At 46.6% G+C, this 21,174-nt stretch carries 20 protein-coding genes and 1 riboswitch; of the genes, 15 read left to right on the forward strand and 5 right to left on the reverse strand.

All coding sequences use genetic code 11. The annotated features are described in order from the left end of the window. Nucleotides 1–5: 5 nt before the first annotated feature. The 7 genes from ST37_RS18530 to ST37_RS18560 all read left to right on the forward strand — a co-directional run bounded on the left by ST37_RS18530 (nt 6) and on the right by ST37_RS18560 (nt 9,228). The gene (locus ST37_RS18530) at nt 6–647 is read left to right on the forward strand and encodes a flavin prenyltransferase UbiX (protein WP_084889026.1); all 642 of its coding nucleotides are present in this window, start codon (nt 6–8) and stop codon (nt 645–647) included. 74 nt (nt 648–721) lie between these two features. Further along, a riboswitch (TPP riboswitch) is annotated at nt 722–853 on the forward strand. Nucleotides 854–913: 60 nt separating this feature from the next. After that, entirely contained in the window at nt 914–1,906 is a 993-nt protein-coding gene (thiB, locus tag ST37_RS18535; protein ID WP_084889027.1) for a thiamine ABC transporter substrate binding subunit, read from the forward strand. 7 nt (nt 1,907–1,913) lie between these two features. Then, nucleotides 1,914–3,545, forward strand: coding sequence for a thiamine/thiamine pyrophosphate ABC transporter permease (thiP, locus tag ST37_RS18540; protein ID WP_084889028.1), 1,632 nt, complete (start codon nt 1,914–1,916; stop codon nt 3,543–3,545). Next, nucleotides 3,538–4,359 carry a thiamine ABC transporter ATP-binding protein gene (thiQ, locus tag ST37_RS18545; RefSeq protein ID WP_084889029.1) on the forward strand — a complete coding sequence of 274 codons (822 nt, stop codon included), beginning with the start codon at nt 3,538–3,540 and terminating at the stop codon, nt 4,357–4,359. The genes thiP and thiQ overlap by 8 nt, the downstream gene beginning before the upstream one ends. Nucleotides 4,360–4,556: 197 nt before the next feature. Continuing rightward, entirely contained in the window at nt 4,557–7,463 is a 2,907-nt protein-coding gene (rapA, locus tag ST37_RS18550) for an RNA polymerase-associated protein RapA (protein ID WP_084889030.1), read from the forward strand. Nucleotides 7,464–7,485: 22 nt separating this feature from the next. Beyond that, nucleotides 7,486–8,223 (forward strand): bifunctional tRNA pseudouridine(32) synthase/23S rRNA pseudouridine(746) synthase RluA, encoded by a 738-nt coding sequence (gene rluA / locus ST37_RS18555; RefSeq protein ID WP_084889031.1) that lies wholly within the window; start codon nt 7,486–7,488, stop codon nt 8,221–8,223. A gap of 42 nt (nt 8,224–8,265) precedes the next feature. Further along, on the forward strand, nt 8,266–9,228 hold the full coding sequence (locus tag ST37_RS18560; protein ID WP_084889032.1) for a D-2-hydroxyacid dehydrogenase: 963 nt from the start codon (nt 8,266–8,268) through the stop codon (nt 9,226–9,228). A gap of 119 nt (nt 9,229–9,347) precedes the next feature. On the opposite strand, the gene ST37_RS18565 is transcribed toward ST37_RS18560, so the two are convergent. The 4 genes from ST37_RS18565 to argR all read right to left on the reverse strand — a co-directional run bounded on the left by ST37_RS18565 (nt 9,348) and on the right by argR (nt 14,441). Next, nucleotides 9,348–9,785 carry a universal stress protein gene (locus tag ST37_RS18565; protein ID WP_084889033.1) on the reverse strand — a complete coding sequence of 146 codons (438 nt, stop codon included), beginning with the start codon at nt 9,783–9,785 and terminating at the stop codon, nt 9,348–9,350. A gap of 115 nt (nt 9,786–9,900) precedes the next feature. Continuing rightward, nucleotides 9,901–12,474, reverse strand: a complete 2,574-nt coding sequence (locus ST37_RS18570; RefSeq protein WP_084889034.1) for a TRAP transporter permease — start codon at nt 12,472–12,474, stop codon at nt 9,901–9,903. A gap of 202 nt (nt 12,475–12,676) precedes the next feature. Then, nucleotides 12,677–13,645 carry a TAXI family TRAP transporter solute-binding subunit gene (locus ST37_RS18575; protein WP_084889035.1) on the reverse strand — a complete coding sequence of 323 codons (969 nt, stop codon included), beginning with the start codon at nt 13,643–13,645 and terminating at the stop codon, nt 12,677–12,679. 325 nt (nt 13,646–13,970) lie between these two features. After that, on the reverse strand, nt 13,971–14,441 hold the full coding sequence (gene argR / locus ST37_RS18580; protein WP_084889036.1) for a transcriptional regulator ArgR: 471 nt from the start codon (nt 14,439–14,441) through the stop codon (nt 13,971–13,973). 308 nt (nt 14,442–14,749) lie between these two features. On the opposite strand from argR, the gene mdh reads away from it, so the two are divergent. Both mdh and ST37_RS18595 read left to right on the forward strand, forming a co-directional pair. Further along, a complete protein-coding gene (gene mdh / locus ST37_RS18590) occupies nt 14,750–15,685 on the forward strand; it encodes a malate dehydrogenase (protein ID WP_084889038.1) in 936 nt (311 codons plus the stop codon). A 129-nt stretch (nt 15,686–15,814) separates the two neighbouring features. Beyond that, the gene (locus tag ST37_RS18595) at nt 15,815–16,006 is read left to right on the forward strand and encodes a hypothetical protein (protein ID WP_084889039.1); all 192 of its coding nucleotides are present in this window, start codon (nt 15,815–15,817) and stop codon (nt 16,004–16,006) included. Nucleotides 16,007–16,087: 81 nt separating this feature from the next. On the opposite strand, the gene ispB is transcribed toward ST37_RS18595, so the two are convergent. Further along, nucleotides 16,088–17,059 (reverse strand): octaprenyl diphosphate synthase, encoded by a 972-nt coding sequence (gene ispB / locus ST37_RS18600; RefSeq protein WP_084889040.1) that lies wholly within the window; start codon nt 17,057–17,059, stop codon nt 16,088–16,090. A 251-nt stretch (nt 17,060–17,310) separates the two neighbouring features. On the opposite strand from ispB, the gene rplU reads away from it, so the two are divergent. From rplU to folA, 6 genes are all read left to right on the forward strand, one after another. Further along, entirely contained in the window at nt 17,311–17,622 is a 312-nt protein-coding gene (gene rplU / locus ST37_RS18605; RefSeq protein ID WP_084889041.1) for a 50S ribosomal protein L21, read from the forward strand. Between the two features lie 18 nt (nt 17,623–17,640). Then, the gene (gene rpmA / locus ST37_RS18610; RefSeq protein ID WP_084889042.1) at nt 17,641–17,898 is read left to right on the forward strand and encodes a 50S ribosomal protein L27; all 258 of its coding nucleotides are present in this window, start codon (nt 17,641–17,643) and stop codon (nt 17,896–17,898) included. Nucleotides 17,899–18,116: 218 nt separating this feature from the next. Next, nucleotides 18,117–19,289 (forward strand): Obg family GTPase CgtA, encoded by a 1,173-nt coding sequence (cgtA, locus tag ST37_RS18615; RefSeq protein ID WP_084889043.1) that lies wholly within the window; start codon nt 18,117–18,119, stop codon nt 19,287–19,289. A 161-nt stretch (nt 19,290–19,450) separates the two neighbouring features. Next, a complete protein-coding gene (locus tag ST37_RS18620) occupies nt 19,451–20,212 on the forward strand; it encodes a threonine/serine exporter family protein (protein ID WP_084889044.1) in 762 nt (253 codons plus the stop codon). Beyond that, nucleotides 20,203–20,676, forward strand: a complete 474-nt coding sequence (locus ST37_RS18625) for a threonine/serine exporter family protein (RefSeq protein ID WP_084889045.1) — start codon at nt 20,203–20,205, stop codon at nt 20,674–20,676. Before ST37_RS18620 ends, ST37_RS18625 begins: the two co-directional genes overlap by 10 nt. A gap of 12 nt (nt 20,677–20,688) precedes the next feature. Continuing rightward, a complete protein-coding gene (gene folA, locus ST37_RS18630) occupies nt 20,689–21,174 on the forward strand; it encodes a type 3 dihydrofolate reductase (RefSeq protein ID WP_084889046.1) in 486 nt (161 codons plus the stop codon).

The following is a 21,174-nucleotide window of genomic DNA, read 5'->3' on the forward strand; positions in this document are numbered from 1 at the left end:
TCAATATGAGCGGTAACCAACCTCAGTACAGTCATCACGACAAACGGATCACTTTAGCTTTTACCGGCGCATCAGGCGCGCCATACGGTCTGACATTGCTGGGCGCTTTGCTGGCGGCCGACTATCAGGTCTTTTTGCTCATATCTTCGGCTGCGCGTGTTGTGCTAGCGACCGAAGAAGGCTTAAAGCTTCCTAGCGGGCCCGATGCGGCTCATAAACAGTTGGTTGAAATGTTTGACTGCGATCCCGAAAAATTGGTGGTGTGTGGCAAGGAAGACTGGTTCTCACCCGTTGCTTCTGGTTCTGCTGCACCCAAACAGATGATCGTGTGCCCATGCTCAACGGGCAGTGTCGCAGCCATTGCGCATGGCATGTCCGATAACCTCATAGAACGCGCTGCCGATGTGGTATTAAAAGAGCGTGGTCAACTGCTTTTGGTGGTGCGTGAGACGCCGTTTTCCACCTTGCATCTTGAGAACATGCACAAGCTGTCAGCTATGGGAGTGACCATCATGCCGGCAGCCCCTGGTTTTTATCATCAGCCACAATCAATACAAGATCTAGTGGACTTTATGGTGGCAAGGATATTGGACCATATTGGATTGGACCAAAAACTGGTCAACCGCTGGGGTTACGATCAGCGGTAGAGTTACTTGCGCAGGCAGAGTGCTAATTTACACGTTAAAACTAGGCAAATGTTTCATTTCCCTTTACAATTTCGCTTCACTCAACGGGGAGCTGTTATGAGTTGCTGGGTCTAATACCAGTATTCTTGTGTTCGGCTGAGATCAATGTTGGAACCCGTCGACCTGAACCAGATAATACTGGCGTAGGAATTGAGCACTAACATTCATGGAACGAAACCCTCTGGATACACTCAAGCCTGTGCCGCTCATTTTATGGAGAGCGAGCGATGACTTTAACCAAACCTTTATTATTGACCACACTGGTCGCTGCAACATTTAGCGCAAACGCTGTAGACACCTTAACCGTTTATACTTATGACTCCTTTGCTGCTGAGTGGGGCCCAGGCCCGGCTATAGAGCAAGCTTTCGAAGCGCAATGCAACTGCGACCTAAACTTTGTCGCCCTAGATGATGGCGTCTCGATACTAAATCGTATTCGCCTAGAAGGTAAAAACACCAAAGCCGATGTCGTTCTGGGGCTGGACAATAACCTAGTAGCGGAAGCTAAACAAACCGGTGCATTCGGAGCGCACAATGCGAATCTGAGTAATCTTACACTCCCTGGTGGTTGGGAAGATGACATTTTCGTCCCATTTGATTACGGGTATTTTGCGTTCGTTTACAACACCGAAACGGTAACCAACCCTCCGAAAAGCTTAAAAGAACTAATAGAGCGACGTGATGATCTCAGTGTTATCTACCAAGATCCTCGAACCTCAACACCCGGTCAGGGTTTGATGCTTTGGATGAAGTCGGTATACGGCGACGAAGCATCACAAGCTTGGCAGAAATTGGCTCAAAAGACAGTGACCGTGACGAAAGGTTGGTCAGAAGCGTACTCGATGTTCTTAGAAGGTGAGTCGGACTTGGTGTTGTCTTACACAACGTCACCAGCGTATCACGCCATTGCTGAAGGTGATTCTAAGTATGCCGCAGCCGATTTTAGTGAAGGGCACTACCTGCAAGTGGAAGTAGCAGCCAAAGTAAACACTACGTCAAACCCTGAACTGGCAGAGCAGTTTTTGCAGTTTATATCCAGCGATGAGTTTCAGAGTGTGATCCCTACAGGTAACTGGATGTATCCTGTGACCAACGTCCAGCAACCAGAAGGGTTCGCTGATTTAACCATGCCAAGCCGTACGCTAGAGTTTTCTGCTAATGACGTTGCTCAGCAACGTAAAAGCTGGATTCGCGAGTGGCAAACTGCACTAACACAATAACACTATCATGCCAGCTGTAGAGAGTACTCACAACGGGTCAACAAGCTGGCGATTTAAACCGTCACGGGCTGGGGTGAGTATCGCTGTGATACTCACCCTCTTCGTTGGTGGATGCTTATTTAGTTTACTGTCCTTTAGCGGTGACTCGCCCATTTCTGGGCTACTCATAGTGATTAACGATCCCTATTATCGACATGTCACCCAGTTTAGTTTTTCCCAAGCGTTGCTTTCTACACTGCTCAGCGTGGGGTTGGCTATCCCCCTGTCTGTCGCGATGTATCGTCGGCAGTTTTTGGGAAAAGCGTGGCTGACAAAACTTTTTTCCGTTACGTTAGTTTTACCAGTGTTGGTCGCGGTCTTTGGCATTGTCGCCATATATGGAAATAGTGGGTTGCTGGCAAAACTTGCCGCTAATTTTGGTGGTCAATTGCCATACTCGTTATATGGTCTCAATGGGATTGTGTTGGCTCACCTGTTTTTTAATTTGCCGTACGCGACTCGTTTACTATTACGCTCTCTGGAATCTATTCCCGTCGCACAGCACCATTTAAGTACTATGCTGGGAATGACGCCTTGGCAAAAATTTTGCCGTGTAGAATGGCCGAGGCTCAAGCAGCAGCTTCCTCACTGTGCAGGGTTGGTGTTTATGCTCTGCTTCACCAGTTTTGCCACAGTGATGGCACTGGGGGGAGGACCAAAGGCAACAACAATTGAACTCGCCATTTATCAAGCGATTAAGTTTGACTTTGACCTACAGGTTGGCGCTGTATTGGCGCTATGGCAAATGATGCTGTGTGGCACGCTTGTGTTGGTAATACATCAACTCACCCAGCAACCACCCGTAGGCGCGGTGGAGTATCAACCACTGCCAAAGGTAAAGCGGGACAGCGCATGGGCTAAGTTTGCTGATTCGATAATTATTCTATTTGCGATCTTATTAGTGATCCCACCACTTTTTATGGTTGTGATCAGTGGTTTGTCGGGGAGTCTTGAAGCCACGCTGACATCACCAACCTTCTGGACCGCTACGTTTCACTCCTTGTCTATTGCCAGTTGCTCTGCAACCATTGCTTTGGTGATGGCCTATTTGATAGTGAATAGCGCGCGTCAATATCGTTATCAACGTCAAACACTTAAGGCATCGGGGCTGGAAGTTATCGGTTCACTTGCGCTGGTCACTCCAGGGTTGGTGCTGAGTACTGGGTTATTTCTATGGCTCAGAACCTGGGGTGACGCTTATCAATTTGCCTTTGCGGTTGTGGTGTTAGTGAACAGCATGATGGCACTGCCGTTTGCTATTAAGAGCTTGTCACAAGCAATGGATAATCACTTTAGCCATTATCACGCTCTTTCGTTAATGTTAGGGGTGCGCAACACAAGGCGGTGTCGATGGGTCGATTTTGCGGGTTTAAAGTCTGTTTTCTTACATGCGTTTGCGGTCAGTTTTTTACTCTCATTGGGCGATCTCAGTGCGATAGCACTGTTTGGAAGCCAAGATTTTACCACCTTGCCTCTCTATCTTTTGCAATTGTTAGGAAGCTATCAAATGGACGCTGCTGCGACCGTTTCACTATGGTTATTTATGATCAGCATGCTTTTGCTTGCTCTAGCCGACCAATCAAAGGTGAATTATGACTAGCCATCTTTCTAAAAACACAGCTACGTTAAGTACTGAACCCCAAGGTCTTAAACCGCGCCTTGACTCAAGCCGTGATGTGACTAAAGAGCATGCTTTAGTTATTGAGAGACTTTCATTTGAATATAGCGATCAGTGCTTTGAGTTCACCCTCGAAGTGAATCAAGGTGATACACTTGCACTGATTGGGCCGAGTGGCGCGGGTAAATCGACATTGCTTCATATGATTGCAGGGCTAATTCCACCCAGTGCAGGCCAGTTAGCGTTTGACGGCAAGAGCTTAATTTCTCTGGCACCTTATCAGCGCCCAATCAGTATGTTGTTTCAAGACAATAATCTCTTTTCACACCTTACCGTTGGGCAAAACATCGGGTTAGGGGTAAACCCCAGCCTGAAGTTAACTGAGGCAGAAAAACAGGTTGTTCGCCAAGTAGCCAGTGATGTGGGTTTGGCAGATAAGCTTAGCCAAATGCCGTTAGCACTGTCCGGTGGACAGCGACAGCGTGTAGCACTGGCAAGATGTTGTGCGCAAAGAAAGCCCCTTTGGTTGCTTGATGAACCCTTTTCTGCGTTGGATCCAGAGTTACGCTTAGAAATGCTATCGTTGGTGAAACAGTTGGCAAATCAGCACAATCTCACGGTAATAATGGTGACCCACCAAGTGAGCGATGCACTGCGTATAGCGGATAGTTTTGGTTATGTTGAACAGGGCAACTTGTGCCACAGCGGTTCAATAGAACAGCTTAAACACCTAAAAGAAAGCTCGACAATGCATTCAACACAGTCGTTAGAGCGCTTTCTCGCGTCATCTTCATAATCGAGACAGTTTTCCTGTTTCGGCCCATAAAAAACAGAGTGATAATTTCGTCAGTGTAACGCTATGAATTTCATAGAGGGATGCGTACAATCGCTCCTTTTTGAAAGTAGGTGTGTTGCGACTGCATATACAGCAAAGCGCACAATTAACATCTACTATTTAGCATAGAGCAGCAATTTAGAAAGGGTGAATGCAGCATGACATTTGCGATTGGTCAGCGTTGGATCAGCGACACAGAAAGTGATTTAGGGTTAGGGACAGTAGTAGCGGTCGATGAAAGAACAGTGACACTGGTGTTTCCTGCCGGAGAAGAAGAGCGTGTGTACGCACAAAAAGATGCGCCAATTACCCGTGTTGTGTTTAATGTCGGTGATCAAGTTGAATCTCAAGAAGGGTGGATGCTCACTGTCGAGGACCTTTTTGTCGATCAAGGTGTTGTCACTTACACTGGCACTCGCTCTGATAGTGAAGAGTCTGATATTCGTTTGCGCGAGATCTTTCTAAGCCACACCATTCGATTTAATAAGCCACAAGACAAGTTGTTTGCAGGTCAAATTGATCGCATGGACAACTTTGTGCTGCGTTATCGCGCCTTGACTCACCAGTATCAACAACATAAAAGTCCACTGCGTGGATTGTGTGGTGTACGCGCTGGCCTGATCCCTCATCAGCTTTATATTGCCCGTGAAGTGGGCAGTCGCTTTGCCCCGCGAGTATTGCTTGCCGATGAAGTGGGCTTAGGTAAAACCATTGAAGCGGGCATGATATTGCACCAACAGGTTTTATCGGGTCGTGCCGAGCGTATTTTGATTGTGGTACCTGAAACGCTTCAGCATCAATGGCTTGTCGAAATGATGCGCAGATTTAACCTGTATTTTTCTATCTTTGATGAAGAGCGATGCCTTGAAGCTCAGCAAGAAGTTACCAATCCTTTTGAATCGCAGCAGTTGGTTTTATGCTCACTGGATTTCTTGAAAAAGAGTGAAAAGCGACAAGCCCAAGTTGCTGAGGCTCATTGGGATGTGTTGGTGGTGGACGAAGCGCACCACTTAGAGTGGAGCGTTGATGCACCAAGCCGCGAATATCAATTGATTGAGTCTATTGCAAGACAGGTTGCCGGAGTGCTTCTATTAACCGCGACCCCAGAGCAGCTTGGACGCGAAAGCCATTTCGCCCGATTGCGTCTTCTTGATCCGGATAGATTTTACGACTATCAAAGCTTTGTGGACGAAGAAGCCCAATACGAGCCAGTTGCGAATGCGGTCAGCCGATTGGTGAGTGGTCAGCCGCTTACTAATGAAGAAAAAAATCAAATTGGTGACCTCCTTAGCGAGCAAGATGTTGAGCCGATGTTTAACGCCATTGAGTCAGCGAGCGCGCAAGAAGAGCGAGACGCAGCTAGAGATGAGCTGGTGACAAACTTAATGGACCGACACGGTACGGGTCGAGTTCTATTTCGAAATACGCGTTCGGCCATCTCCGGTTTTCCAGTGCGTAATACACACATTATGCAGATGCCTATGCCTGAACAATATCAGCGCGCCTTGAAGGTAAATGCCATGCTGTCTACGGATCTTCCACAAGAGCTATTGGCGAAGAAAAACTTGTACCCAGAGCAAGTATTCCAAGAGCTAGGGGACAGCAGTAACTGGTGGCAATTTGATTCTCGCGTCGATTGGTTAATTGAGAAAGTGAAGGATAAGCGTTCGGCTAAGATTTTGGTCATTGCTTCACGTTCTCATACTGCGCTGCAGTTAGAACAAGCGTTGCGTGAGCGAGAAGGCATTCGCGCTACGGTATTCCATGAAGGTATGTCGATCATCGAACGCGATAAAGCGGCGGCCTACTTTGCACAAGAAGAAGGTGGGGCGCAGGTTCTGATCTGTTCCGAAATCGGCTCAGAAGGGCGAAACTTCCAATTCGCCAACCAATTGGTGATGTTTGATCTGCCGTTTAACCCCGATTTACTCGAGCAGCGAATTGGCCGTCTTGACCGCATTGGGCAGCAAAATGACATCGACATTTATGTGCCTTGTCTTGAGGGTTCGTCACAGTCTATTTTGGCCCAGTGGTATCACAATGGCTTGAATGCTTTTTCAGAAACGTGCCCAACAGGGCGCACAGTTTATGAAGCGTTTTCACAGCAATTAATTGAGATGTTAGCCACCGGTGATCATAGTCAACTGGACGATGTCGTAGAGCAATCCAAAGCGCTTAACACCCGTCTAAAGTCCGACCTTGAGCAAGGGCGAGATCGCCTCCTCGAAATGCACTCTAATGGTGGTGACGCATCGGTTGAGCTAGCAAACGATATTGCCCAGCGTGATGGCGATATCGCTCTGGTTACTTTTGCGCTCAGTCTATTTGATGCAGTAGGTCTTAACCAAGAAGACAAAGGTGACAACGCTCTTATTGTGACTCCGGCTGAGCACATGATGGTATCGACCTACCCGGGTCTACCGTTTGATGGCGCCACCATCACCTTTGATCGTGATGTGGCTTTGTCTCGCGAAGACATTCAATTTATGTCTTGGGAGCACCCCATGATCCAAGGTGGCATTGAGCTTCTATTTAGTGAAGGTGTTGGCACCAGCGCACTGTCACTGCTAAAAAATAAAGCGTTACCTGTCGGTACATTGTTGTTGGAGTTGGTTTATGTGGTTGATGCACAAGCGCCTAAATCCAGTGGTATCAATCGCTATTTGCCACATACCCCTATCCGCGTCTTAATGGATGCGAAAGGCAATGACCTTTCAGCACAGGTGGAGTTTGAAAGCTTTAACCGCCAATTAAGTCCGGTGAATAGGCATATGGCAAACAAATTGGTGACGTCTGTTCAGACTGAAATCAACCAATTGATTAATAGAAGTGAGCCTGTTGCAGAACAGCAACTTATAAAAGTGAAACAGCAAGCCCATCAAGAAATGACGGTATCGCTGACCGCAGAGCTAGAGAGACTGCAAGCACTTAAAGCGGTGAACCCGAATATTCGAGATCAAGAAATTGAAGCGTTGGAACAGCAAATTGCTACGCTAGACGACTATATATCTCGAGCGCAGGTGCAACTTGATTCTTTACGTGTGATTGTCGTATCACACAACTAATTGGCAGCATGTAGGAGTTGTTATGGCGATGGAAGCCTACCACCCGCCGATAGAACCATGGGTGGATATTGTGTACCAAGATGAGCATATACTGGTGGCTGACAAGCCACCAGGGCTTCTGTCGGTACCTGGACGTTTGCCAGAACATTACGACAGTTTGTGGAGTCGCCTCGTAGAGCTGTACCCTGATATTCAAGTGGTGCACAGGCTTGATATGGCGACTTCCGGACTGATGTTGTTTGCGCTTACCAAAGACGCTGAGCGTCATCTTAAAAAACAGTTTCAGTATCGCTTAACCCATAAAGTTTACTATGCACGCGTTTGGGGCTGTCTGGAAGAAAAAGAGGGGATCATCGATCTACCGTTGATTTGTGATTGGCCTAATCGACCTCGACAAAAAGTGTGTAATCAGGATGGCAAACACGCGATCACCGATTACCAGAAAGTGGTGTGTGAAGAAAAAACCACTTTAGTGCGACTACTCCCAGTGACAGGTCGTTCACATCAGTTGCGGGTGCACATGAGTGAGATTGGGCACCCTATTGTGGGAGACGAGTTTTATGCGACCGATGAAGCGCTGCAGTTCTCGCAACGATTGCAACTTCACAGCACCGAGCTCAGTTTTTACCATCCACAAAACGATGAATTAGCGTCCATATTTGTACCTTGTCCTTTTTATCCAGGATTGGCGCCGGTGGTGCTTGATCACTATCAAGCGCCACAAACCTTGCCAGATTACAAGACATTACCAAAACACTAGCTTAGGATAGTAGGGGCAGCAACACACGACCAAGGAGTGCATGTGGCCCCGTTATCAATTGTTTACTTAGACAGTGCAACCATCCCCTCGCACATTGCGATTCCAACACCGAGTTTTCCACATCATTGGACGGATCACCCACAGACAAGTGCTGAGCAACTCGATGAACGATTAACAGGGCAGCATATAGTCATCACCAATAAAGTTGTGCTCGATGCAGCCATATTGGATAAGCACCCTCAGATAAAATTAATCGCCATTTCTGCCACCGGCACCAACAATGTTGACCTCACCTATTGCAAGCAACAAGGTATTCGTGTGTGCAATATTCAGGGGTACGCGACACGTTCGGTCCCTGAACATGTGATAGCTATGATGTTTGGTTTACGACGTAACTTACGCGGCTATCAGCAAGATATCGAGCAAGGGGAATGGCAGCGTCAGAATCAGTTTTGTTTTTTCACTCACCCAATTCAGGACATTGAGGGCAGTCAACTGGGCATCATTGGATCAGGCGCGCTTGGACAAGCCCTTGCTGATAAAGCTCAAGCATTAGGCATGAACGTGGTGTTTTCCGACAGAAAGGGCGCTTCTTCTCTGCGCCCTGGTTATCAAGACTTCGAAACAGTACTACGAGAATCTGACGTGATTTCTCTAAACTGTCCGCTCAACTCGGACACCAAGAATTTGATTTCGTCCAAGGAGCTATTGTTGATGAAACCAAGCGCTGTATTAATTAATACAGCTCGAGGTGGGGTTGTTGATGAACAGGCACTTGTTGATGCGCTCAGCAAAAAACAAATCTCTGGGGCGGCAAGTGATGTGTTCATTGACGAGCCAGCCCCTCTAGATAACCCATTGGTGCTCAATGCTCACTTACCTAACCTAATACTCACCCCGCATGTGGCTTGGGGCAGTGATTCAGCCATCACTAAGCTGGTGCGAATATTGATTGATAATCTCAATGCGTTTGTGGATGGCAAGCCCACAAATGTGGTTATTTAGCGCTATTGCATATCGCAAAAGGGGTAGGGGCTGCACAAATTTGGATACTGGTACTTCAAAGGCAAAACAATAGCTGCACTAAAAGTGCAGCTATTTCAATGTAAGTCTGTTTAGTCCTGTTAGCCTTGAGGCTTAACCACTAAAACATTAACAGGAGAGTTGTGAACAACCTTACTGGCGACGGATCCTAAGACCACTTTATCGATTTTTGAGCGCTTGTGACTTGGCATGACGATGAGGTCAGCCCCAAGCTTTTCTGCGTAATCAATAATGGTGGTATAAGGCTTTCCTTCCGCAACATGTGTTTTATACACCACCGAATCATCAACATATTGATCGGCAAATGTTTTAAGTTGCAACTCCACGTCACGCTTCATTTTTAGTGCGGCTTCTTTCGGAAAGTAAGACGACACCATCGACATGTGAATTCCAGGCAATACGTTGAGTAGGTGAATGACAGCACCTGCTTTTTTTGCATGCCAAACGGCGGTCTTAATCGCTTTATCGCTAAACCCTTTTTCGTTTAGATCAACGGGGACTAGAATTTGTTTATACATAGTTATCTCTCACCAACGCAACTGGACTCAACCGTCCTATCTGTATAGTGCATTGCCCCACATTTGCCAATGTGGGGCTATGAGTTACATCAAAGTATAGAGAATGAACTCAGTTTTATACGTTTATTGCTTGTTTTGATACTCGTCGGCGCTGATTCCATAGCATCAGTCCAACAATTAAAAACGACGGTACAAATACCCATTCTTTCATTGGCCGATCCGCGGCAAGTACAATGGTTTTGATCTCCCAGTCAAAGTCGATGCCCGAAGCCTCAGCCGGAGATCCAAACTCAACCATATCAACAATCATTTTTGAATCTGTTTCAGTCAGCATTAACCCCATTGAAGAGATACGAGCATCTGCATCGCTGGCGCGATCATCAAACGGTAGGCGAACGGTTTTTGCGACAAAGTTTCCTTCGATGTTTTCGCCTTCAACCATCAATTCAAGTGACTCACCGACATCCAATGTATCAACAATTTCAACAATTTCGGTACCTGGGAAATATTCTTTTGCCGGGTACACTTTGTCCCACCAAAATCCAGGACGGAAGAAAGTGAAAGTTAGAACCAAAAGCAGCAAGGTTTCCCACCATTTGTTTTTCGTTAACCACCAGCCTTGTGTGGCGGCAGAGAACAGCAGCATTGCCGTCGTTGCGGAGATTATGGTTAACAACAAGTGCCACCAACTGTCGATGCCCATCAGCAGCAGCTGAGTGTTGAAGATAAACATGAACGGTAAAATGGCGGTTCGTATATCGTATGTAAAGCCTTGAATACCTGTACGGATTGGGTCGGATTTGGCAATGGCTGCAGCGGCAAAAGCGGCAAGACCCACCGGTGGTGTATCATCGGCCAAAATACCAAAATAGAACACAAACAAGTGCACCGCGATCAGCGGTATGATTAATCCATTTTGAGCACCCAACGTGACAATAACCGGCGCCATCAAGGTGGACACGACGATGTAATTCGCCGTCGTTGGAAGGCCCATACCTAAAATCAGACTAATGATTGCGGTGAACAGCAAAATAAGGAAGATATTACCGCCAGAAATAAACTCGACAAAGTCGGTCATAACTAGCCCGATACCGGTTAGGGTGACCACACCCACAACAGTGCCCGCTGCAGCTGTAGCGACACCGATGCCAATCATGTTACGCGCACCAGAGACCAACGACTCCACTAAATCGACAAAGCCTTCTTTAGTGTAAGAACTGAGTTCTTGCTGACCTTGAAATTTAGCCATGATCGGGCGTTGGGTGATCAAGATAAACATCATAAACACCGTGGCCCAAAATGCCGATAAACCTGGAGAGAAGCGTTCAACCGTCAAACACCAAACCAGCACGACAATCGGTAGCAAAAAGTGTAATCCTGATTTGATGGTTGGGCCCGGTTCAGGCACTTCGGTTAACTCGCCGTCAATTTCAACACCATCTTGATTGTGAGCCGAAATTTTAAGTAGACCTACATAACAGATAAGTAGAGCAACTGCGACTATAGGGCTAGCGGCGGCGCCAAACACATCTTTGGTCCAACCCACACCGTAATAGACGAGAGCACTGATAATGCACAAGCCTAAAATGGTTCCAGTGAACGACAGTAAGCTATATAGAAGTGTTGGTTTGCGGCGACGTGGAAGACCTTCCATGCCTGCTTTACAGGCTTCAAGGTGAACAATGTACAGCAGCGCGACATAAGAAATTAGCGCAGGCAATAGCGCGGCTTTAATGACTTCTACGTAAGAGATACCAACATATTCGACCATTAGAAACGCTGCTGCACCCATAATTGGTGGTGTCAACTGACCATTGGTGGACGCCGCGACTTCTACAGCACCCGCTTTGGTGCCAGGAAAGCCGACTCGTTTCATTAGGGGAATGGTAAACGTCCCTGTTGTCACAACGTTAGCAATAGACGAACCCGATACAAGGCCAGATAAGCCTGATGCAACAACAGCTGCTTTGGCTGGGCCACCACGCATATGGCCAAGTAGAGAAAATGCCACTTTAATAAAGTAAGCACCGGCACCCGCACGGTCTAACATTGCACCAAAGAGTACAAACAGGAATACAAAAGAGGTAGAGACGCCAAGAGCGACACCAAAGACCCCTTCCGTAGTCAGCCATAAATGCGACATGGCTTTGTTAATACTTGCCCCTTTGTGCGCGATTACATCGGGCATGTGTGGGCCGGCAAAAGTGTAGAGCAAGAAGACCGCAGCCACCACCATAAGTGGTGGACCGAGCGCACGGCGGGTTGCCTCCAAAAGAAGCACCATACCGCACACAGCGATGACAATATCTACAGTCGTCGGTGCGCCAGAGCGTCCAGCTAGCTGAGTATAAAAAATATAGATATACGCAGCAGAGAAAGCACCGACAGCGGCCAAAATCCAGTCAATCGTGGGTATGCGATCTCGAGGAGAGCTCGACAAAGCCGGATAAGCTGTAAAAGCTAAGAAGATCGCAAAGGTGAGGTGAATGGCTCGAGCTTCTGTATCGTTTAAAACGAAAATGTTGAAAATAAAAGGCAGTGGTGAGGCATACCAAAGCTGGAACAACGACCAAAGTAATGGAATAAACCATAAAATGGTGCCCGGCATGCCTTTGGGACTGCGGGCGCCTGTATCGGCTTGTGCCACCATCTCTTGTACATCTTGCGGTGGAGTTGTGTTTTTCGTCATATGTGGTTTTCCTGTTTTTGACGACAAGTCAACGATCTGTGATGACTTTACGATCAGTTTAGACTGACTTCGAGTAGGTTGTGTCGGAAGTTAAAAGTGTCGCGAAATTTGGACGGCGCAAAAATCGATTTTTGACCGTCCAAAAAAAGTGTCTACCACTAGAGACTGGCAATAGCGTCTTTGGCAGTAAACATAGAAAAGTCTAGTCTAGAAGACCGACTTCTCTATAGTATTTCTCAGCACCTGGGTGCAGTGGAATAGAGAGCCCAGCCGACACCATATTTTCTTTTTTAAGGTTTGCAAATGCTGGGTGCAAGCGTTTGAAGGTTGAAAAGTTTTCAAATACGGCTTTGGTCACTTGATAAGCGACGTGTTCTGAGACTTCGCTCGTGGTGATCATTGTTGCCGCCACACCAAAGCTCTTAATGTCGCCGTCTGTCCCTTTGTACATGTCGGCAGGGATAGTGGTAAACGTATAATACGGGTTATTCGCGACTATGGCGTCGATCTTTGGCCCTTGAATAGAAATGAGTTTAGTATCACATGAGGTCGTGGCTTCTTTGATCGAACCGTTTGGATGCCCTACAACGTAGACGAAGGCGTCTATCTTATTGTCACACAGAGCTTGAGAGCGCTCCGAACCTTTTAGTTCGGAGGCTAATTTAAAGCTGTCACTTGTCCATCCCATTGCTTTCATAACAACGCCCATTGTTGCTCTGTCGCCGGAGCCTGGGTTACCAATGTTTACGCGCTTACCTTCGAGATCTTCGACGCTGTTGATGCCTGCATCGTTACGAACGATGACATTAAACGGTTCGGTATGGATAGAGAACATTGCGCGGAGCTTTTTATATTCGCCTTGGTTTTCAAATTGGCTGGTACCATGGTATCCGTGGTATTGCCAATCAGATTGAACGACCCCAAAATCCAATTCACCGGCTTTCATGGTATTAACGTTGTAAATGGAGCCGCCTGTTGATTCAACGGAACAACGCACATCGTGTTCTTTACGGCCTTTATTGACTAATTTACAGATGGCCCCGCCAGTTGGGTAATAAACACCAGTCACAGAGCCCGTACCTATAGTGATAAAGTTTTGGGCTTGTACACCGCTGGTTGCGAGTACTGTTGCTGCCACAGCCCCTGCTTTAATCCATTTTTTCAATGCCATGAAATTGTCCTTGAAGTGTTTTAATAGCGGCTACTTTAGAGTGTAGCTCGCGTAATGAAGCTCTGTTTTTAGACCGCCAATAAAGTCGTAGTGACGAAAAAGTGGCGCGATAATAGCAAAAAATAGGCAGAAAATCGGTGAGCTTCCGCCAACGTGGCGAACGGTGGATTAAAAAAACAGCGGCTACTTTAAAGCGCAATAAAAAATTACTCTTTAAAATCAGGGTTTTATAGGTAGGTGACTGTATTCATTAGTAAATGACAGGGATGTGAGCTCGGTCACATTTGCCGGGGCGCAATGACTAAGCTCATGATTTGTGTATATTTTATCCAGAGTACTCGAACAATTCACACACAGATTCGAACAGTTGCTTGGTATCTATCGCCAATGTAGGGGTAATGAAAATGGTATCGTCCCCTGCAACGACACCCAAAATGCCTTCCGATTTGCCTAGAGAGTCTAGCAAGCGAGCGATAAGCTGCGCGGCACCTGGTCCAGTGTGTATAACCACTAGTGCTTGGTTGTAATCAACGTCCAGCACCAATTCGCGTAGCGAGCTTGATGCCGTCGGTACGCCTAGCTCAGCAGGAAGGCAATACACCATTTCCATTTTCGCATTTCGGGTACGGACCGCGCCAAACTTAGTCAACATACGTGAGACTTTGGATTGGTTAATATTGTCATAGCCTTCATTTTTTAATGCGTCGACAATTTCGCTTTGTGAGCCAAAACGCTCTTCTTTTAACAGCGACTTAAACTCTTTGACTAATAGGTCTTGTTTTTCGTTATTTCGCATAAGTGTCTTTTTGTTATCGATATTTCAAAACTATTTTCCCACAGAATGGCCCCACTCAATAGTGTGATCGTCCTGTTTTGCTAATGTAATCACTTTACAGCATTTGACTGGATAAAAAGAGACCTCTTTCAAAGGCTGATCAAATTTGGCGAGTGACTTCGCAATACCAGCGTTAAATAATTGTAATGGATTAGTGATTGTTTTAATTTCGAATAAGAATTTATGGAGGGCCATGAAAATGGCTTACCTGCTTCTGTACCCTAAAAAACTATAAATATTTGATTGATTCTTTCTCAAGGAGAAGCCCGATGAAAGTAGCTGTTATTGGTGCCGCTGGTGGTATTGGACAAGCACTCGCACTCTTACTAAAAAACAACCTGCCAGCTGGGTCTGATTTGGCATTGTATGACATTGCCCCAGTAACACCTGGTGTTGCTGCCGACCTTAGCCACATTCCAACACCTGTTGCGATTAAAGGTTTTGCTGGTGAAGATCCGTCTCCGGCATTAGAAGGCGCGGACGTTGTATTGATCTCTGCTGGTGTTGCTCGTAAGCCAGGTATGGATCGTGCAGATTTGTTCAACGTAAACGCAGGTATTGTGAAGTCTTTGGCAGAGAAAATTGCCGTTGTTTGTCCGACAGCATGTGTTGGTATCATTACTAACCCTGTCAATACTACGGTACCCATTGCCGCTGAAGTTCTTAAGAAAGCGGGTGTGTATGATAAACGTAAGCTTTTTGGGGTAACGACGCTGGATGTGATCCGTTCTGAAACATTTGTTGCTGAGTTAAAAGGCAAAAACCCACTAGAGACTAAGGTTCCCGTCATTGGCGGACACTCTGGCGTGACGATTTTGCCATTGCTGTCTCAAATCGAAGGGGTGGACTTCTCTGACGAAGAAATTGAAGCATTGACTAAACGCATTCAAAACGCAGGTACTGAAGTCGTTGAAGCGAAAGCGGGTGGCGGTTCAGCCACTCTGTCTATGGGTCAAGCGGCGTGTCGTTTCGGTCTGTCTCTTGTTAAAGCAATGCAGGGTGAAGAAGGCGTTGTAGAGTGTGCATACGTTGAAGGTGACGGTGCCCACGCTCCATTTTTCGCACAGCCTGTAAAACTGGGTAAAGACGGTGTTGAAGAAATTTTGAGTTACGGCGCATTAAGTGACTACGAAAAAGCCGCACTTGATGGAATGCTAGAAACGTTAAATGGTGACATTGCCATTGGTGTAGAGTTTGCAAAATAGAAGGCTCTTCCTTTATTAATTGCAGCTATCACTGACGATGAAAGCGGGCCACTAGGTCCGCTTTTTTGATCCGTTTATGATCATTAACTTTGAAAGTGACGTAGTAGGCTATAAAAGGGGAGAAAAGTGATGCAAACAGATAAGATCAAACCAGGTATGCGTGTTGAGGTTCCCCAGGGGGTTGGAGATGTGTTGGTCGTCGACCACGCTTACGATACTGTTCTTGTTCAAGGGGAGCGTCCTGAGCAGCAGTGGGCAGTGCATAGTGGCGACATCGTAAGCAACGAGCAATTGCACATCGGATGCGATCGCTATTACTAAATCGGCGCTGTCATCGTATTGGGAATGAAAAAGGGCAGGGTCTTCAAAGACTCTGCCCTTACTGTATATAGATGGTTAACCTTAACTGCTTCGTTTTACCGCCAAATGCGCTAAAGCTATTAACGCCTCTTTATAGTCTGAATCGGGTAAAGCATCCAATTCACGTATCGCCTTATCGGCTTCTTGTTCAGCTTGTTTGGTGGTGTAGGTCAAGGCGCCGGTTTCATCCATTGCTTGTAGAATGTCATCCAGCTTTTCCATTCCGTTGGCTTTTTCTATCGCTTCGTGGATCATCAGACGTTGCGCCTCTGAGCCGTTGCGCATAGCGTAAATTAACGGTAACGTAGGTTTGCCTTCCGCCAAGTCGTCACCCACATTTTTTCCCATCTCTTTGCCATCGGCAGTGTAGTCAAGAACGTCGTCGATGAGCTGGAATGCTGTGCCTAAGTATTTACCGTAGTTTTGCAGCGCGAGCTCAAGCTGCTCGTCAGCATCCACCAGTAACGCACCTATATGCGCAGCGGCTTCAAATAAGCGAGCCGTTTTGGAGTAGATCACTTCCATGTAGTTCTCTTCGGTGGTGCTAGGATCATTACAGTTGATCAACTGTTGCACTTCACCTTCGGCAATAACATTAACCGCGCCACTCATTAATTCGAGGATCTTCAGGGATCCTAGGCTGGTCATCATTTGGAATGAGCGAGTGTAAATGAAGTCACCAACTAAAATGCTTGCAGCGTTTCCAAAGGCCGCATTGGCCGTTTCTTTGCCACGACGCATATCCGATTCGTCGACAACATCGTCATGAAGTAGCGTCGCGGTATGAATAAACTCAACAAAGGCCGCGGCGGTAATGTGTTTGTCACCCTCATAGCCAAGTGCTTTTGCCGACAACAGCGCAATGAGCGGTCTAAGGCGTTTCCCCCCCCCGCTCACAATATAAAATCCAAGCTGATTGATTAGGCTGACATCTGAATTAAGCTGCGCTTGAATGGTGGCGTTCACTTTTTCCATGTCTTTGGCTGTAAGCGCTTGAATAGCGTTAAAATCCATATTACTTCCGGCTGAGCTAGCCCTCATGGGGGCTTGATTACTAATTATTTGCGAATAGTACACTAAAAATCGTTGCCAAACACCGCCTCAAAGGGCATGATCCTCTCACTTTTAATTGGTGAATACCTTTTCGCCATTTTTTTTAAATATTGGCTTGTCATAAGGGACTCATTCCCGTAGAATCTGCGCCCTATTGATTAGTTTAGCGCACACCCAAAAATAGTGGCTGTGCGGAAAAAGCGGAGTAAATTATGTACGCTGTTTTCCAATCTGGTGGTAAACAACACCGAGTAAGCGAAGGACAAGTTCTTCGTTTAGAGAAATTGGACGTAGAAACTGGAGCAACTGTTGAGTTTGATTCAGTTCTAATGATCGCTAACGGTGAAGAAATCACTGTTGGTGCACCTCTTGTAGAGGGTGGCAAAGTTGTAGCTGAAGTGGTTAAGCACGGTCGCGGCGATAAAGTTAAAATCGTTAAGTTCCGTCGTCGTAAGCACTCTCGTAAGCAACAAGGTCACCGTCAGTGGTTCACGGAAGTGAAAATCACTGGCATTAGCGCTTAATTGTAGGAGAGTTTAACAATGGCACACAAAAAAGCTGGCGGTTCTACTCGTAACGGCCGTGACTCAGAAAGTAAACGTCTTGGTGTTAAGCGTTTTGGTGGTGAATCTGTTCTTGCAGGTAACATCATCGTTCGTCAACGTGGTACTAAGTTCCACGCTGGCACAAACGTAGGTTTGGGTAAAGACCACACTCTATTCGCTCTTACCGATGGTAAAGTGAAGTTTGAGACTAAAGGTCCTAAAAACCGCAAATTCGTTACAATCGAATCTGAGTAATTTTAGCTTTAAAGCTGGAATTCAAAAGCCCTGCCGATTCGGCGGGGTTTTTTATTTGTGGGTAGAGTTTTTAACAGCAGTCTGTTTGGTGACAGGCTTTAGGTAGTAATGGCAAGGCAGTGCAGTGCGTAAACTCGCTATCAGGGTTTATACTTACTACCTAAACTCTGTTATTCAGCCTGTAGGCTATAGAGCCACTTAGTAATGTGGAGAGTAAAATGAAATTTGTAGATGAAGCGTCGGTAAAAGTACAAGCCGGTGACGGTGGCAACGGTGTGGTCAGTTTTTGGCGCGAAAAGTTTGTTGCTAAAGGCGGCCCTGATGGCGGTGACGGCGGCGACGGTGGTGATGTGTATATTCAGGCCGATGAGAACCTTAACACGCTGATCGACTATCGTTTCCAACGCTTTTACGATGCAGAGCGTGGTGAGAATGGCCGCGGTGGTAACTGTACCGGTAAACGCGGTAAAGACAAAGTCATGCGCGTTCCTGTCGGTACCCGTGCTGTGGATATCCACACGAACGAAATCGTGGGTGAAGTGGCTGAGCATGGCAAGAAAGTCATGGTCGCAAAAGGTGGCTGGCATGGATTAGGTAATACACGATTTAAATCGTCTGTTAACCGTGCGCCTCGCCAAAAAACCATGGGTACCAAAGGCGAGATGCGCGAGTTGCGTTTAGAGCTTCTTCTACTGGCTGATGTGGGCATGCTTGGCTTACCAAATGCGGGTAAATCGACCTTTATCCGCGCAGTTTCCGCAGCTAAGCCAAAAGTGGCTGATTATCCATTTACAACATTGATTCCAAGTCTTGGTGTGGTCAGTGTGGTACCAGAAAAGAGCTTTGTGGTTGCTGACATCCCAGGGCTTATCGAAGGCGCTGCTGATGGTGCAGGTCTGGGCATTCGTTTCTTGAAGCACTTGGAGCGTTGTCGCGTATTACTGCACATGATCGACATTATGCCGGTTGATCAATCGGATCCGGTGCAAAATGCACTGACGATCATTGACGAGCTCGAGCAGTACAGTGAGAAACTTGCAGAGAAACCACGCTGGTTGGTGTTCAATAAAGTGGATCTCATGCCTGAAGAAGATGCCAAGCAAACGATCCAAGAGATCTTGGATGCTTTAGGTTGGGAAGGCGAGTACTTTGAGATTTCTGCAATCAACCGCAAAGGGACTAAAGAGCTTTGCTATAAACTTGCAGACTTCATGGAGACTCTACCTCGTAGTGAAGAAGTGCAAACCGAAGAAGAAAAAGTCGACTTCATGTGGGACGATTACCACAAAGAAGCAATGTCTGGTAAAGGTGTTGTCACTGAAGATGATGATGATTTCGATGACTGGGATGACGAAGAAGATGATGGTCACGTCATTTATGTTCGTGACTAGTTAACAGTCTGTATAATATTTGAAAACCGCTCCAGATGGAGCGGTTTTTTTGTTTGAGAGAAAGCATTGCTAAGGCACAATAGGGAATCAGTATACCCAACAAGCTAAGGCACTATTTTGTGTAGTGTTGGGAATAAAACATTAGTCAAGGAAGAGCTGTCATGTCTAAACAGCGAGCAGTATCAAGATTTATCGCACAAGCTGGCCAAATGCTTCTTGCTCACGGCGCCGAGAGTACCTTAGTGAGTGATGTCATGCGGCGTATGGGGCTTGCCTGTGGTGTTCAGGAAGTAGAAATTGCGCTTTCTGCCAACGCGTTAGTCGTCACTACGGTTATGGACGAGCATTGTATTACCACTGCTCGCAGTTGTGCAGATCGCGGTATTAATATGCGTATAGTGACCCAAATTCAACGGATATGCATACTGTTGGAGCGCCAGATCCTAGATTTTGAAATGGCCCAACAACGGCTTAAAACCCTATCGCCACAGCGCTACAATCGTTGGTTAGTGTTAGTCATGATTGGCCTGTCGTGCGCCAGCTTCTCGCGTTTAGCCGGTGGCGATTGGGTAGTGTTTGTAATGACATTTTTGGCCTCAAGTGGCGGTATGCTCGTTCGTCAAGAGTTGGGGCATCGACACTTTAACCCTTTAGTGAATTTTTCCGCGACAGCCTTTGTCACTTCCCTTATTTCTGCGCAAGCAGTGCTGTTTGAACTCGGAAATCAGCCAACAATCGCAATGGCGTCATCGGTATTAATGCTGGTACCTGGCTTCCCATTAATCAATGCGGTCGCCGACATGTTGAAAGGGCACATTAATATGGGCATCGCGCGATTTGTTATGGCCAGCTTACTAACCTTAGCGACTTGTTTAGGTATTGTGGGTGCCATGTTAGTGACTGGAAGTTGGGGATGGGTATGATGGATTTACTGCTTGGTTTAGCTAACGATATGCTATTTGCCGCGATCCCTGCTATTGGCTTTGCATTAGTATTTAATGTTCCTCAAAACGCCCTCAAATACTGTGCGATTGGCGGTGCGCTAGGGCATGGAAGTCGCTTTCTGATGATGCATTATGGCGTCCCCATTGAATGGGCGACGTTTTTTGCCGCGACATTAGTGGGTCTGGTCGGGGTAAAATGGTCTCATCGATTTTTGGCGCACCCCAAAGTATTTACGGTAGCCGCGTTGATACCTATGGTTCCCGGAGTATTTGCGTTTAAAGCGATGATCGCTCTGGTAGAAATTAACCATCTTGGGTATACCCCTGAACTGCTTTCAAGTTGTTTAGAAAACTTCTTAAAAGCGATGTTTATTATTACCGGGTTAGCGGTTGGCCTTGCAGTACCGGGACTGCTATTCTACCGCCGAAAACCGATTGTCTGATCAAGGATTAATATGAAAATTAGTATGATTGCCGCAATGGCCAACGACCGCGTTATTGGCAAAGACAATCAAATGCCGTGGCACCTCCCAGCGGATTTTGCTTGGTTTAAGCGAAGTACTATGGGGAAACCCATTATTATGGGTCGCAAAACGTTCGAGTCGATTGGTCGGCCACTACCAGGGCGTAAAAACATTGTTATTTCCCGCGACGCTACACGACAGATTGATGGCGTGCAATTTTGTGCCTCAATTGAAGACGCGATTGCAGCTGCAGGCAATGTGGATGAAGTGATGATCATCGGCGGTGGTAGCATATATCAGCGCTGCTTACCTTTAGCGGATACTCTGTACCTTACATTCATTGATGCTAATATTGACGGTGACACCTGTTTTCCTGAATGGGGAGAACAGTGGTCAAAAACACACAGCGAACATTACTTAGCGGATGATAAAAACGCCTTTGACATGGAATTTGTCGTCTTAGAAAAGTCGGGGTAA

Source organism: Vibrio sp. qd031, assembly GCF_002100145.1.
GTDB lineage: Bacteria > Pseudomonadota > Gammaproteobacteria > Enterobacterales > Vibrionaceae > Vibrio.